The 13,221-nt window shown below is 51.1% G+C and carries 13 protein-coding genes; 2 read left to right on the top strand and 11 right to left on the bottom strand.

What is annotated here, in order from left to right:
• Positions 1 to 336: 336 nt before the first annotated feature.
• The 7 genes from EII14_RS07915 to hpt form a co-directional block, all read right to left on the bottom strand.
• The gene (locus EII14_RS07915; protein WP_124932005.1) at positions 337 to 615 is read right to left on the bottom strand and encodes a hypothetical protein; all 279 of its coding nucleotides are present in this window, start codon (positions 613 to 615) and stop codon (positions 337 to 339) included.
• Positions 616 to 665: 50 nt separating this feature from the next.
• The gene (locus EII14_RS07910) at positions 666 to 3,338 is read right to left on the bottom strand and encodes a CotH kinase family protein (protein ID WP_124932004.1); all 2,673 of its coding nucleotides are present in this window, start codon (positions 3,336 to 3,338) and stop codon (positions 666 to 668) included.
• A gap of 15 nt (positions 3,339 to 3,353) precedes the next feature.
• Positions 3,354 to 4,538 (bottom strand): tyrosine-protein phosphatase, encoded by a 1,185-nt coding sequence (locus EII14_RS07905; RefSeq protein ID WP_124932003.1) that lies wholly within the window; start codon positions 4,536 to 4,538, stop codon positions 3,354 to 3,356.
• 27 nt (positions 4,539 to 4,565) lie between these two features.
• Positions 4,566 to 5,336 (bottom strand): peptidoglycan editing factor PgeF, encoded by a 771-nt coding sequence (pgeF, locus tag EII14_RS07900; protein WP_124932002.1) that lies wholly within the window; start codon positions 5,334 to 5,336, stop codon positions 4,566 to 4,568.
• A 45-nt stretch (positions 5,337 to 5,381) separates the two neighbouring features.
• On the bottom strand, positions 5,382 to 6,539 hold the full coding sequence (gene obgE / locus EII14_RS07895) for a GTPase ObgE (protein WP_124932001.1): 1,158 nt from the start codon (positions 6,537 to 6,539) through the stop codon (positions 5,382 to 5,384).
• Between the two features lie 131 nt (positions 6,540 to 6,670).
• A complete protein-coding gene (locus EII14_RS07890) occupies positions 6,671 to 7,240 on the bottom strand; it encodes an adenylate kinase (protein ID WP_124932000.1) in 570 nt (189 codons plus the stop codon).
• A 147-nt stretch (positions 7,241 to 7,387) separates the two neighbouring features.
• The gene (gene hpt / locus EII14_RS07885) at positions 7,388 to 7,924 is read right to left on the bottom strand and encodes a hypoxanthine phosphoribosyltransferase (protein WP_124931999.1); all 537 of its coding nucleotides are present in this window, start codon (positions 7,922 to 7,924) and stop codon (positions 7,388 to 7,390) included.
• 548 nt (positions 7,925 to 8,472) lie between these two features.
• On the opposite strand from hpt, the gene EII14_RS07880 reads away from it, so the two are divergent.
• On the top strand, positions 8,473 to 9,012 hold the full coding sequence (locus tag EII14_RS07880) for a TIGR00730 family Rossman fold protein (RefSeq protein ID WP_124931998.1): 540 nt from the start codon (positions 8,473 to 8,475) through the stop codon (positions 9,010 to 9,012).
• Between the two features lie 12 nt (positions 9,013 to 9,024).
• Complete coding sequence (locus EII14_RS07875) at positions 9,025 to 10,572, top strand: sulfatase-like hydrolase/transferase (RefSeq protein ID WP_124931997.1); 1,548 nt, start codon at positions 9,025 to 9,027, stop codon at positions 10,570 to 10,572.
• A gap of 159 nt (positions 10,573 to 10,731) precedes the next feature.
• Here the strand turns inward: EII14_RS07875 and EII14_RS07870 are convergent, their stop codons facing one another.
• The 4 genes from EII14_RS07870 to EII14_RS07860 form a co-directional block, all read right to left on the bottom strand.
• Positions 10,732 to 11,172 carry a MarR family winged helix-turn-helix transcriptional regulator gene (locus tag EII14_RS07870; RefSeq protein ID WP_124931996.1) on the bottom strand — a complete coding sequence of 147 codons (441 nt, stop codon included), beginning with the start codon at positions 11,170 to 11,172 and terminating at the stop codon, positions 10,732 to 10,734.
• 94 nt (positions 11,173 to 11,266) lie between these two features.
• Entirely contained in the window at positions 11,267 to 11,815 is a 549-nt protein-coding gene (locus tag EII14_RS07865; RefSeq protein WP_124931995.1) for a glutathione peroxidase, read from the bottom strand.
• A gap of 327 nt (positions 11,816 to 12,142) precedes the next feature.
• Positions 12,143 to 12,301: a hypothetical protein gene (locus EII14_RS09340; RefSeq protein ID WP_158608356.1), complete on the bottom strand. Its 159-nt coding sequence runs from the start codon at positions 12,299 to 12,301 to the stop codon at positions 12,143 to 12,145.
• 34 nt (positions 12,302 to 12,335) lie between these two features.
• Positions 12,336 to 12,995 carry a hypothetical protein gene (locus EII14_RS07860; RefSeq protein ID WP_124931994.1) on the bottom strand — a complete coding sequence of 220 codons (660 nt, stop codon included), beginning with the start codon at positions 12,993 to 12,995 and terminating at the stop codon, positions 12,336 to 12,338.
• Positions 12,996 to 13,221 lie beyond the last annotated feature (226 nt).

The raw sequence follows: 13,221 nt of genomic DNA, 5'->3' as shown, positions 1-13,221 counted from the left end.
TTTCGGGTGTTTCCTTACCCTATTTTTTTGTTTTTGCCGTTTTGCTTCCGCTAAAACGTTTTTTCTTCTGATTATCAGTTTGTTTCTTGCGAAGGTAAAGTGAAGGCAAACTTCACCGGTAAAATGCAATCGGCTGAAAATCAGTATCACTGAGGTGAAGGCAAACTTCTCCTTTTGCTTTCACTTGCTTTCACCGTTTCGGCGCGAAACACTGCTCTTTTCGCGGTTGTGAAAGCAAAAACAGGAAACAATAGGTTGATTGACAGTTGATTGCGTTTGTCGTTTTTATTTTACCTTCACTTTGCCTTCGCTAATATCGTGTTGATATTCAGTGGACTAACTCGTTTTGCGGAGGCAGTGAAGGCTAAATGTGATAAAATTTAGGAACGCGCGCGTACGCGTGCGAGGGATATTCTCGTTTTGTCGGGAGGTTTCCTTGCCTTTGAGGTAGATTTCCTTGCCTTTGAGGTAGATTTCCTTGCCTTTGAGGTAGATTTCCTTGCCTTTGAGGTAGAATTCCTTGCCTTTGAGGTAGAATTTCCTATCTCCAAGGTAGTCTTGCCCGATTTGCGGAGCGGCGTGCTTTTCGTCAGTCCGGTTGGTGTCGGACGACACCGATTTTCCGATGCCGAAATCTGGGGAAATCTCCCCATGATGCGCGGAATTTATTTGATCTTGGTAAATTCCCGGTCGAGCCACTCTATTTTTTCGAGATAAGCCTCAATCATGCGATCCACGGCTTTGTCATAGTCGAGAACTTCATCGCCGTTGTCGCGTGTATAAATCGGCCAAATCTCAATGTTTTTGGCATTGGAGGCACGTAGTTTCTCGCGCTGCGCTTCTATGTAGGCCGGAATTTCCTTAAAAGCCGGTTTCCATTTTTGCCATCGCTCCTTGATGCGTAACAACACGGAGTGGCTGCTGAGCAATCGCTTTTGCCACATACCCTGAGTGGCCACCCAGCTGTGGGAGTTGGAGGGGAGAAACGTTCCCCAATCAAAATCCCACACGGGGCCCATGGTCAGTTTTCCGCCTCGATCTTTGTGGGCATACACGCTTTTCGGCCAATAGCTTTCGCTCGAACCCGACACCTCATTGATGAGCCAATAGTCGATGGCCGCATCGAGGTCGAAGTAGTCGAGATATTCTTTTGAGGACAGACCGTTGTTTTTATAGAGGAGGGTTTCAAACGTGTTGACGTAGTTTTTGATGTATTCTGTTTGTTTGGGGGTGATGACATCGTCGTCGGGAGATTTGATGTTGCAGGGCAAATCTCTTTTGATTGTTTTGAACTTGTTTTTTTCGTCGAAGTTCGTATCGAATTCCAGCAAATATCCTCCCGAAATGCTTGTTTCGTCTTCGTCAGTGGCAGTCATTTCGGGAATGTTCACCCTGTTTTTGTCGATCCGTATTTGTTCGCATAAGTAGTAGTTGCCGATGTGTTGCCGATTCATCACGACTTCCACGAACTGTCCGGAAGGTGTCCACTTCAAGTCGGTTTTTCGTGCAATGGCAAAACAAATATCGTTTCGCAAGAGTGTGCGGTCTTTCCAGTTGGCCAACAGCACCCAGCGTTTGTGTTTGGGCATTCCCAACACCTCGGAGCGTTGCGAAAGCCGCAGGGCATAGGGCTTTTTGGGGTAAGTCCATGTCGAGTTGCCTCGCCCCCGCATCTCTATCGCGCCATAGTTCGTCACGCCTTTTTCGTCTTCAATGGTAAGGGTGCATCCTGCCGTCCAGTTTTCTTTCGATGTGATGAGCGACGGAGTGGTGATGCGCACGACGGGCAGTCCGGTGTCGGATATTTTCACCGTGTAGGTCTTTTCGTTGTTTTGCGCATCGACGATGCGGTAAACCACCGGCTTTGAAAAGTCGTTTGCCGTCACTCCGCTCACTTGTTCCGTTTCTCCCACGAAGACGCGCGCGTTTGTCTGAAACGATGCAATGAGTTTTGAAAAATCTTTCAGATAAGGAATCGATAAAGAGATCTCTCCATCGGCGATGTGTGCTTTTTCGTCTTTAAGAAGGGTCGGATTGTTTTTTTGTGTGAAAAAGAATTCCACCAGCTCGTCGCCGGCGCGTTTTATCTCAAAGGCTTGTGATGAGATTTGAACGGCATTGCCGTGTCCGTCCTTCACGTTGAGCACGAGTGCGGCTCTTTCGCGATAGGGAAGTGAAAGTCCGAGATCGGCTATCGTGGCGCGATATTGTCCTTCTTGTTGAACGCCCTGTTCGTCGGAAACGGTTTCTACGGCCTCTAAACGATAATTGTGCGGAGGATTGATGTAGCCGGGGGCACGTGTCGCGCCCACTTTGTCCAAATATATCTGGCATTCCGGCGAAGCCGTGTCGTGGTTGAACGTGGCATTGGAGGGATTGACACGAAATTCCACCGTCACTTTTGATTTCATGCCGACGACCAAGGGGGAGGTTTCCAGTAGGACGACAGATGTGGGGGTAATCGCGAATTTGTCGAACTGGAATGAACGTCCGTTGCTCAATGTCAGCGTGATGCTGTGTGTCGTTTCATCTTCGCTGATGTGTTGTATCAAGTGTTCGGGTTGTGCCGGATAGGGCGTTTTTATGGTGTCGATTATGGTGTCGGGTTTTCCCATGTCGTAGGTGACAAAGGCGTAATGCCCTTCTGCATCCACGATCACTTTCATACCGATCCCATTTGTGCCGTGTTCTCCTTGCAGGCCTTGTTCGCCCTTCTCTCCCTTCTCTCCTTTGTTTCCTTGCTCTCCCTTTTCTCCTTTATCTCCTTTCTCTCCTTTTTCGCCTTTCTCTCCTTTCTCTCCTTTGGCCGTCAAGTATGCTCCCGCGTCGTTCATCAGGCGCGTCCAAGTCAGACCGCTATCATACGAAACGACCCAATAACCATTCCCGTCGATTTTGATGAAAGGTGTGGTGCCGTCTTTTCCGTTTGTGCCGTGTTCTCCTTGCAGGCCTTGTTCGCCCTTTTCGCCCTTTTCGCCCTTTTCGCCTTGCTCTCCTTTTTCTCCCTGATTTCCTTTATCTCCTTTTTCTCCTTTGGCACCATTGTGGAGCGTTAGCGAACTGTTGTCCGAAAAAGTCACAACAAAGCCACTCTCTTCTTCGGCGGTGGCGGCAAAAGGAGTGACACTTTTGATGATCTTTCCGTCTGCATACGCCTTTCGTAAAGCCTCTTCGGCTTTTTCCAAGTTGCTTACGCTTTCTTCCAATTGGGTCAGTCGGGCTTCGATGTCGGTGAGATCGGTACACCCCGCGAGGCAACCTCCTGCCAACACGGAGAACAATAAAAAAAAGGAAGATAGCAGCCAACGGGCGTTTGATTTTCGAGAGAAAAATGACATGGCGTAGTGTGTAGATCAATAAAGCATAAACAGTCGGTATTCTTCGATTTCGGCACGTGTGATGCCGACCGACAGAAAGTAGTTTTCCAAACGCTCCAATAGCGTTTGCCCATTGTATTTGTCCAAAGCCCTCACCAAGGCAGCATAGTTGATTTCTTTTTGTTCCGGATAGAACACTCTACTTCTTATGCCCACCGGCGACAAAGAGGTGAGTTCGAAGTCTTTGGCCAAATCGCTTTCCGACACTCCGAGAATACCATTGAGGAGAAAGGCTATCGTCCCCGTCCGATCCGCGCCTTGTGCGCAATGAATGTAGGTCGGTCGGCCTTGTCGCAAATTGTCGAGTACTTCTCGAAAGACCTCTTTAATGTCTTCCGGAAAACGCGTGATCATTTCGGCATAGGGGTAGATGCCGCCACCGGCGATGCGATAGTAGCGAATGTCGTTGCCGAGAGGCGAAGCGGTGATTTTGCCCGACTCCTGATTGCCGCGCAAATCGAGTTCTGCTCGAATGCCCAGTCGTCGAAGTTCTGTCACGTCGGCTTCCGTGGCAATAGTGCCGTCGGCAGGGTTGTGCAATTGTGCACCGCGATAGAGCCAACCATGTCTGACCCTACGGCCTTCCATGGCCGGCCAGCCGCCGAAATCTCGCACATTGAGCACTCGTTTCAAACCGATCATGCGCAGTTCGCCCGTTGCGAAAATCGAACTTTCGGCCAAAGGTGCGAAACTGTTTTCTGCCAACCACAACACTCGGTAGGTGCGATTGGGTAAAAGGTGGTGTACGACGGCCTCTCCCCGTTCCACTTTGGCCAATTGCGGAAGCTCGAATCCTCCTTCCGCGGAAAAAACTCGTACCCTGTCGGCCGTGGCGGCCTCTTTCGGAGCATGCAGACGAATGGGGAGCGGGTGGTCGCCTCGTGTGCCTTCGGGAGGCAGAAAACGTCCGATCTCCGATTTCCGATAGTCGTCGTCCGAATAAACCACCGTTCCCAAATATGCCGATGCCAAGGGATTTATCTCCGTTCCCACGAAGAGATCGTTTTGCTGCTTGTGGTCGGTGAACTCGATTGCGAGAAGATCGCTCACACGCATCACGCGGCTTTCGCCCTTTTGAGAGCGAACCACCATAACATCTTGTCCTATGAGGGGAACGGTGGAAAACAGAAGCAGGCAGATGAGTGTTGTGATTTTGTGCATGATGCTGCAAATGGGGGATAAACGAGTTTATTTCATCATGATGCCCGTAAACGTGCGTCCCGACTTGATGCCTTGCCGTCGTGCAGAGAAGAAATCGTCGGGCGAGGCATAAGTGTCCAAGCCCGACACGCGTATGTTCAGCAAATCGAGGCCGCTGTCTTCAAGCAACCATGTTGCTGCGGCTTGCAGGTCGATGTGGGGACGGGCAAAGGATCTTGAAACAACCGAAAGAGGAAATCCGCTTTCGGCAAAGGCCGTCGCCACTTCTTCACCCACTTCAAAGAATACGGTGGAAATGCAGGGGCCTATGAGGGCATGAGTATGAGCGGCATCGGCTCCCAATGATTGCATCGCCTCCACAGCCTTTCGGGCGATTTGCGCCACCATGCCGCGCCAGCCTGCGTGAATGGCGGCTATGACTTCTCGTTTCGGCTCGTAGAGGAGAATGGGTACGCAGTCGGCGGTCGAAACACCGATGCAAGCGCCTCTCACATTGGTGACGAGTGCGTCTTGGTTTTCCAAGCGGGCTGTTCGCTCTTCGGGGCTGAGTGTGAGAAACTGCCCGTCAATGGTCAGTACGTGGTCGGTGTGGGTTTGCCGTGGCAGCAGGAGGTGTTCGTCGTCGATGTCCAACTTTTCGCAGAGCAGCTGTCTGCACCGTGCCACATTGGCCGGAGCGTCGCCGCAGTAGTGAGTGATATTGAAAGAGGAGTACTCTCTCTTTCCCTCCCCTCCACCATGGCGAAGGGTGGAGAAAGCGTGTACTCCTTTTCCCAAATCGTATTCCAAAAGTTCCATTCCGGTTTCTTTTTCAGGGAAGTGCGGTTTATCGGGAGAAAAGGCTTATTCCTCCACGTCTTCGATTTCGTAGTCTTCGAGTTCTTCGATGTCGTCATCGTCGATTTCGATGATGTCGTCATCCCAGTCGTGGAAATCCCTATCCAAATATTCCACTTCTCTGTCTCTGTGTACGATGCTTCCTCCCTCTGCCACGCTTTGCAGCTTGTTGCTTTCGGAGTTCAGCTCTTCCCACAGCATGTCTTTGAGACGATCAATGTTTTTTCCGGCCACGGCACTGATGAATATCACGGGCAGATCGTCGGGTAGATCGGCTTTGAGCATTTCCATGAGTTCGTCGTCGAGCAGGTCGCTTTTGGTCACGGCAAGGATGCGGTGTTTGTTGAGCAAACCGGCGTTGAAACTGCCCACTTCGTTGAGCAGTATTTCGTATTCGCGCTTGATGTTGTCCGTGTCGCCGGGCACCATAAACAAGAGGATCGAGTTGCGCTCGATGTGGCGTAGAAATCTCAATCCCAAGCCTCTGCCTTCGGCCGCCCCTTCGATGATGCCGGGGATGTCGGCCATTACGAACGAACGTCCGTCGCGATAGGGCACGATGCCGAGCGAGGGTTCGAGCGTGGTGAAGGGATAGTTGGCGATCTTGGGCTTTGCATTCGACACGGAGCTGACCAAAGTCGACTTTCCGGCATTGGGGAAGCCAACCAATCCGACATCGGCCAGCAGTTTGAGTTCGAGAACGACCATCATTTCTTGCATCGGTTCGCCCGGCTGCGCAAATCGCGGAGCTTGGTTGGTGGCGGTGCGAAAACGATAGTTGCCCAATCCGCCTCGTCCGCCTTTGAGGAGCATCACGACTTGTCCGTCGGCAACGACGTCGCAGATGTATTTTCCGGTTTCGGCGTCGTAGGCCACTGTGCCGGGCGGCACATCGATGTATTTGTCTTCACCGTCTTTTCCCGTGCTGCAACATTTCGAACCGTTGCCCCCGTGTCCGGCAAAGATGTGGCGTTCGTAGCGCAAGTGGAGCAGTGTCCAGTAGTTGTGATTGCCTCGCAGGTAAACATTACCTCCGCGTCCTCCGTCGCCTCCGTCGGGTCCTCCGAGGGGTTGATATTTTCCGCGGTGCATGTGCATAGATCCGCGTCCGCCTTTGCCCGAACGGCAATAAATTTTGACGTAGTCAATAAAATTGGATTCCATCTTGGTTGAGCTGGGGTTCGAAATGAGATGATTTCGCTTCTGTACGGCATGAGGACGCCGCTTCGGAAACGTACCTTAAAAAAAGGAGTATGCGCCGACGTTGGTCGCCGGCGCAAGAGGTTTATTGTCGTTTAGAGGGCATCGATCACGGCACAAAGTTTGGCGTTGATCTCTTCGAGCGAGCCGTAGCCCTGCACGGAGTTGCGAATGCCCTCTTTTTCGTACCATTCGATGAGGGGCGACGTTTGTGAGTGATAGACGCCAAGGCGTTTGGCAATGGTTTCTTCGTTGTCGTCGGCGCGTCCGCTGGTTTTTCCCCGATTGATGAGGCGTTCCATGAGCATCTCGTCGGGCACGTTGAGTTCGAGCATGGCATGTACGGCAGTTCCTCGTTCGGCCAACATGGCTTTGAGTGCTTCGGCTTGGGGAATGGTTCTGGGAAATCCGTCGAAGATCACGCCTTTCGTTTTCGGCAGTGCATCATAGGTGGCGGCGAGAATGTCTACCATGAGGCTGTCGGGTATGAGTTGCCCATTGTCGATGTATCCCTTGGCGGTGTTGCCAAGTTCGGTGCCGGCTTTGATCTCTGCGCGCAACACGTCGCCCGTGGAGATGTGGTCGAAGCCGTATTTGGCCACCAAAATATCGCTTTGTGTGCCTTTGCCCGAACCGGGAGCACCAAAAATCACAAGATTTTTCATTGTTAAAAAGGAAAGGGGAAAAGAATTAAACGGAAAGAGAATATCGTTCGTCCTGTGGAGCATGTGTTTCCGTTCCAAGGCCGATGAGAACTTGTCGCATCAAAAGGCCGAATCGCCTTTCGCCGCGACTTGCCCGCCGAGGCGAGATCATTCCATCACGGTGTAGATGGCGGGCAGGTTGCGTCCTTCTCCGTCGTAGTCCAAGCCGTAGCCGACGATGAAGTCGTTGGGGATTTCAAAACAAGTGTAAGCAATGTCGAGTTCCACTTTCAGGTTGCCGGGCTTCACCAGTAGCGAGGCCACTCTGAGGTCGGCAGGTTGGTGTTCGCGGAGTTTCGACAGGAGCAGTTGCATCGTCAGACCTGAATCAATGATGTCTTCCACCACGATGACGTTGCGCCCTTTGATCTCCTCGGCCAATCCGAGCACCTCATTGACGCATCCGGTGCTGTGCATGCCCTCATAACTGGCAAAACGCACAAAAGATATTTCGCAAGGCGTGGTGATGCCGCGCATCAGATCGGCGGCATACATGAACGAACCATTCAGCACGGCAAGAAACAGCGGTTTTTTCCCCTCCATGTCTTTGCTGATTTGAGCCGCTATTTCGGCGATGCGTTGGCGGAGTTGCTCCGCCGTGATGGAAATGGCAAATTTTTTATCTTTTACGGTAACGATCTCCATGGTCAATAAAAGTTTTGCATGCAAAAATACGGAAAAAAAAGCGAAACACCTATTTGCCCTTTGTTTTTTTGAGGTTTTCACCGAAAAAAAGCAGGTCGTTCCGATACTCGTCGCAGATGTGCGGATCGTATCGGCGAATTTCCGAAAATCGGAATACCGAAATACGGCCGCCGACTCGTGTCCTTCTTACTTCCTACCCCGTTTTTCTACTCATTGTTTGGGAATTCTACTCGCGATGCAGAACCCACCTTTCTCTTTTGTGCGAACAGACCGCGTGTTGGTGTTCGTTTCTTCTTGAAAATGAGCCGATAAGTTTGTGTGTTCCTTGGTGGACAAAAGGTTGAGAAGTGTTTCTTGGCGAGCAACGATGCTGCCGGCTTTTGGGCAAAGCACGAATTTGTCGGCAGTTCATGGCTTTTGAACGTGCATGATTGCTTTGCGATGTCGAAAAAATATTTGTACCTTTGCCGTAATTTCAACCCCTTCGATGTGTGTGCGTTTTTCCGAAGGTCGGAATAGACTCGCCTCCTCGAAAAAATATTGACGATATGCAGAAAATCGGAGTTTTTCTTTCTTCGCGCAGCGAAATTTCTCCTTCTTTCCATGCTGCTGCCGAAGCTGTGGGGCATTGGATCGGTTCGACAGGTCGCACATTGATTTACGGAGGTTCTTCCTGCGGACTGATGGAGGTTTTGGCACGATCGGTCAGGGAGAGTGGTGGGCGCGTGTTTGGCGTAGTGCCCCAAATCCTTTATGATCGAAAGCGCGTGAGTACGTTGCTCGATGTCGAATTTCGCACGACGGATCTCCACGACCGCAAAGCCGTTTTGATGCGAGAGAGCGACATCTTTGTCGTGCTTCCCGGCGGTACCGGAACACTCGACGAAATGTTTACCGTGCTGGCCGCAAACGCTATCGGCACAGACAGTAAGAGGGTGTTGCTCTACAATGTGGACGATTGTTGGAAACCGCTCTTGGAAACGCTCGACGGTTTGACGCAGCAAGGACTCATCGGCCACGAATTGCAAGAAAGTTTTCGGGTGGTTGCTTCGATCGAAGAACTCGAAGCCGTTTGTCGAGAAGCATAATTGTCATCATCTATGAATACCAAATTATCATTGCTTTCGGGATGTTCCCTTTTGGCCGCGATCGTTTCCGCCCAAACTCAACGCCCCAACGTCATCGTTTTGTTGGGCGACGATGTCGGATCGGGAGATTTGTCGTGCTATAAGGGGAAAGTTTCCACTCCCCATATAGATCGTTTGGCCGCACGGGGCACGATGTTTACCGATGCTCACGCCGCCGCTGCAACGAGCACTCCCTCGCGCTACGGTCTGCTGACGGGTCAGTATCCTTTCAGACGAACCGGCACCGACGTGGCCGATGGCAACGCAGAAATGGTCATCCGTCCTCATCAGTACACCCTTGCCGACATGTTCAAGGAAGCCGGCTATGCCACCGCGGCTATCGGAAAATGGCACCTCGGATTGGGCAGCCGCCGCGCGCAGCAGGATTGGAACGGTACGATCGACGCCACGCCGGCCGACATCGGTTTCGATTACAGTTGCATCATGGCCGCCACGGCCGACCGCGTGCCGTGTGTCTTCATCGAGAACGGAAGTGTCAGAAACTACGACCCCACTGCCCCCATAGAGGTGAGCTACGTGAAAAACTACGAGGGAGAACCCACCGGCAAAACACACCCTCACCTCTTGAAGTTGCAGCCGTCGCACGGACACGACATGAGCATCGTGAACGGCATTTCCCGCATCGGCTACATGAAGGGCGGCGGAAGTGCGCTTTGGCAAGACGAAAACATTGCCGACTCGATCGCGCATTTCGCCATAGATTGGGTGGAACGCCATCTTGACGAAAATGCGCGTCGTGGAGAGCAACAACCTTTTTTCATGTATCTCTGTACCAATGATATCCATGTGCCCAGATGGCCGCACTCGCGATTTGTCGGACGGAGCGGATTGGGCTTGCGCGGCGACGCCATTCTTCAATTCGACGAAACGGTGGGACGTGTCATGGAAGCCCTCGAAAAGCGCGGCATAGCAGACAATACGCTGATTATCTTGTCGAGCGACAACGGAGCCGTGCTCGACGACGGCTATGCCGATCAGGCCGAGGAACTCAAAGGCGATCATCGCGAAAACGGCATGTTGAGAGGCGGAAAATACAGTGCTTACGAAGCCGGAAGCACCGTGCCGTTCATCGTGAGCTGGCCGGCGGGTCGTGTGCCTCAGGGGAAAACCAGCAAGGCGTTGGTATCGCAAATCGATGCCATACGCTCATTGGCGGTCGTGGCAAAGGGAAATGTTGCCGACAGTTTGGCCACCGACAGCCGCGACCAACACGCCACATGGCTCGGACGCTCCGACAAGTCGAGAGAGTATAGCGTGGCAATGGCCTACAACCGATCCGTTTCCATTCGCACGAAAGACTGGAAGTACATTCCCCCCACCAAAGGGCGTCCCATGGTGGGATGGGGGCCGAAGATCGAAACCGGATTTTCTTCCGAACCGCAGCTTTACGACATGAAGAAGTCCGTGGAGGAACAAGAGAACGTGGCCAAAAAATATCCGAAAGTCTTGCGCCGCTTGCAGCAAAAACTTTCGGAAGTAGTCGGAGCCGTTGCCCGATGAAAAGGCCGAAACGAACTGCAATGGCGACGATGACCGCAACCGAATGTTGAAACAACGGAGCGAATACCCCGCGATGCGATAGTCGTCAAGTCGGATCGGACGAAAACGAGCACCGCTTCATCCCCTCGGAAACGAGAAAGGCGATGAAGCGGTGTTTTTCTATTTTTTGAGATGCCCGATGAGGTCGTCGAGCATGGGCAACATGCCGAAAACAGAGTCTTTTTTCACTCCGTTCTTACACAGCAGGTCGAGCATGCAGTTGGGGATGTCGGCGGCCTCCTCTTCCAAGCGTTGTGCCCGTGGCGTGAGTGCAACGATGGTTTGCCGATTGTCCACCTTGCCTTTCGTGCGCGTGACGAGGCCTTCGCGTTCCATGCGCTGTATGAGCGGCGTGACGGTGTTTGTTTCCAGCGAGAGGCGTTTGGCAATGTCATTGACGGGAAGGGAGTCTGACTCCCACAGCACCATCAAAACGAGATATTGGGGATAGGTCACGCCTATTCGTTCCAAGTGCGGACGATAGGCTTGGGTGATGAGGCGGCTTGCGGCATAGAGCCGAAAACAGAGTTGGTTGTCGAGTTTGAGCTGGTCGTATGCCATGGGGTCGTGCTACTGAAATGGATAGATACACAAAACCGGCTTGGGGTTTTCAGCCTCTAAGCCGGTTTTGCTGTGTCGAAGAGGATTTTGGCGATCAGAGCAAGGCGGAAATTTGCTTTTCGATGTCGCCCAAATCGTGGGTAGGCTCAAAGCGAGCCACGACGTTGCCTTGACGATCGATGAGGAATTTGGTGAAATTCCACTTGATGTCCGAACTGCTGCGCCAATTGGCATCGGCTTTGTCGAACATCTCGACCAAAATGGGGGTCAGCGGATGATTGGGGGCGAAGTCTTCAAAGCCTTTTTCGCCTTTCAACCAAGCGTAGAGCGGCAAGGCGTTTTCGCCGTTGACTTCCGATTTTTTGAATTGCGGAAAGCTCACGCCGAATTTTGTGCAGCAAAATTCCGAAATCTCCTCGTCGGAACCGGGAGCCTGTCCGCCGAACTGATTGCAGGGAATGTCGAGAATCTCGAGCCCTTGCTCTTTGAAGCGTTTGTAAAGGCTTTCCAACTCTTCATATTGAGGAGTAAATCCGCAGGCTGTGGCAGTGTTGGTGATGAGTAACACTTTTCCACGATAGTCGGCAAGGCAAACTTCGTTGCCTTTTTTGTCGGATAACTTGAAATCGTATGCGTTTGCCATGTTGAGTGATGCTGTTTGTTGGAGTAAATGTGAGGCGAAGCACCTCGGAGTCTATGTTCGAAACGACGGCCGTCGGCTGTCTGTGGTGCAAAGATAGAACTTTCTTTTTATATCGCAAGCGATGAAAGGCCGTGTTTTATGACATTTAGGAATTTATTAGACGTAAACAGGATTTTTGATATTTTGGGGGGAGGGAAGAATGAGTTACCTGAACGAGGAATTTTTTCATACAACAATCGCTTCTATTCCGATGGTGGATAGAAGCGATTTCTCATATGGAGCATCGTCAAGGTAGCTGTGTCTTCATTGATTCACGACTTTCCCTTATTATTCGACTTCATCCCAATCGTCATCAAACGACATGCTTTGCGTATCGGGATTATTGATGGGAGTTGTGGATTTACCGATTGAGGGTGAGGAGGCCATAACGCCCTCAGTAGATAGTTGCAAACAAAGTAGACTCGGTGTGATGTATGTTTTCTTCATGAGGTAAAAGCGTTTGAATTTAATAGGTTGGGAGTTATCGAATGGCTTTTCTGCCATTTAGAATGTAGATCCCTCTTGATGGTGTTTTTGTCATGTATCGGCCGTCGAGAGTATAGATCACAGACTTATTCCCTTTGATAGATGAAGCTACCTCGGTGTTGATTTGGGAGGAGTTGATGTGGGTTATATGATCGCCATCGCCGATTTCGATGCTTAGTTTGGGAGTACCTAAGGTTGATGTCAAAATGAACCAACGGAAAGCCCGAAGCGGTTGTGGATCAGGAGCTATCGCGCCTTGATAAGGGTGCAAAAAGTTGTCTTTCATTACATAAGCTCCTTCCAAACCATCTTTCGCATAATATTTTTTGCTCGTACCCCAAAACTCGAAATTGCCCACTTTCTTAATCTTTTCCGTCTTGGGGGCGACACGGGACGTGTTCTCCACGATCAGTGGACGTATGCCGGTTTCTTTGGAGCGAATCAGGGCTATGGTGTGCGCCGACAGTGTCTCATCCTCTTTTAGCAGTGTGAACTTCACGATTTCCGCGTCGGGCTGTTCATCGGCCAATTTAGCGACTTCAAATTTGTCTCTGAGTGCACTATATGGAATATTGAAAGGAGCGAAAAGTGGTTGCCATTTGGTGTGGTGATAGTCCCGCATATAAGCTACTGATACATTTTCGGCTGCTGTCATGTTGTAGTGCTCCGTATCATCGTTATAGAGGTCGCTTTGTGAAATAAAGCTCTCCCATCCTCCTGTATCATAACCTGTTGATCCCTCTGCAATATGCAGAGTCAACTCGCTTTTATGGCCAATGAAACAATTCATTCCGAGACCTCTGCAAAACTATTTTCTTTTTTATTTTGTCAATTCTTTCTTTTTTTGTATCTTTACCCTATGAAGATCTCCCCCTGCTCCC

It is taken from the genome of Alloprevotella sp. OH1205_COT-284, assembly GCF_003859795.1.
Classification (GTDB): domain Bacteria; phylum Bacteroidota; class Bacteroidia; order Bacteroidales; family Bacteroidaceae; genus Alloprevotella.
Note: the sequence above shows the minus strand (reverse complement) of the source record. Positions and strands in the feature narration are given on the sequence as shown.

Bases quoted from the DNA above. Each gene is read 5' to 3' on its own strand.
- EII14_RS07880 (WP_124931998.1), top strand. From the start codon at position 8,473: ATGCAGAAAATCGGAGTTTTTCTTTCTTCGCGCAGCGAAATTTCTCCT.
- EII14_RS07870 (WP_124931996.1), bottom strand. From the start codon at position 11,172: ATGGCATACGACCAGCTCAAACTCGACAACCAACTCTGTTTTCGGCTC.
- EII14_RS07890 (WP_124932000.1), bottom strand. From the start codon at position 7,240: ATGAAAAATCTTGTGATTTTTGGTGCTCCCGGTTCGGGCAAAGGCACA.
- EII14_RS07905 (WP_124932003.1), bottom strand. From the start codon at position 4,538: ATGCACAAAATCACAACACTCATCTGCCTGCTTCTGTTTTCCACCGTT.
- EII14_RS07910 (WP_124932004.1), bottom strand. From the start codon at position 3,338: ATGTCATTTTTCTCTCGAAAATCAAACGCCCGTTGGCTGCTATCTTCC.
- EII14_RS07865 (WP_124931995.1), bottom strand. From the start codon at position 11,815: ATGGCAAACGCATACGATTTCAAGTTATCCGACAAAAAAGGCAACGAA.
- EII14_RS09340 (WP_158608356.1), bottom strand. From the start codon at position 12,301: ATGAAGAAAACATACATCACACCGAGTCTACTTTGTTTGCAACTATCT.
- hpt (WP_124931999.1), bottom strand. From the start codon at position 7,924: ATGGAGATCGTTACCGTAAAAGATAAAAAATTTGCCATTTCCATCACG.
- pgeF (WP_124932002.1), bottom strand. From the start codon at position 5,336: ATGGAACTTTTGGAATACGATTTGGGAAAAGGAGTACACGCTTTCTCC.
- obgE (WP_124932001.1), bottom strand. From the start codon at position 6,539: ATGGAATCCAATTTTATTGACTACGTCAAAATTTATTGCCGTTCGGGC.
- EII14_RS07860 (WP_124931994.1), bottom strand. From the start codon at position 12,995: ATGACAGCAGCCGAAAATGTATCAGTAGCTTATATGCGGGACTATCAC.
- EII14_RS07875 (WP_124931997.1), top strand. From the start codon at position 9,025: ATGAATACCAAATTATCATTGCTTTCGGGATGTTCCCTTTTGGCCGCG.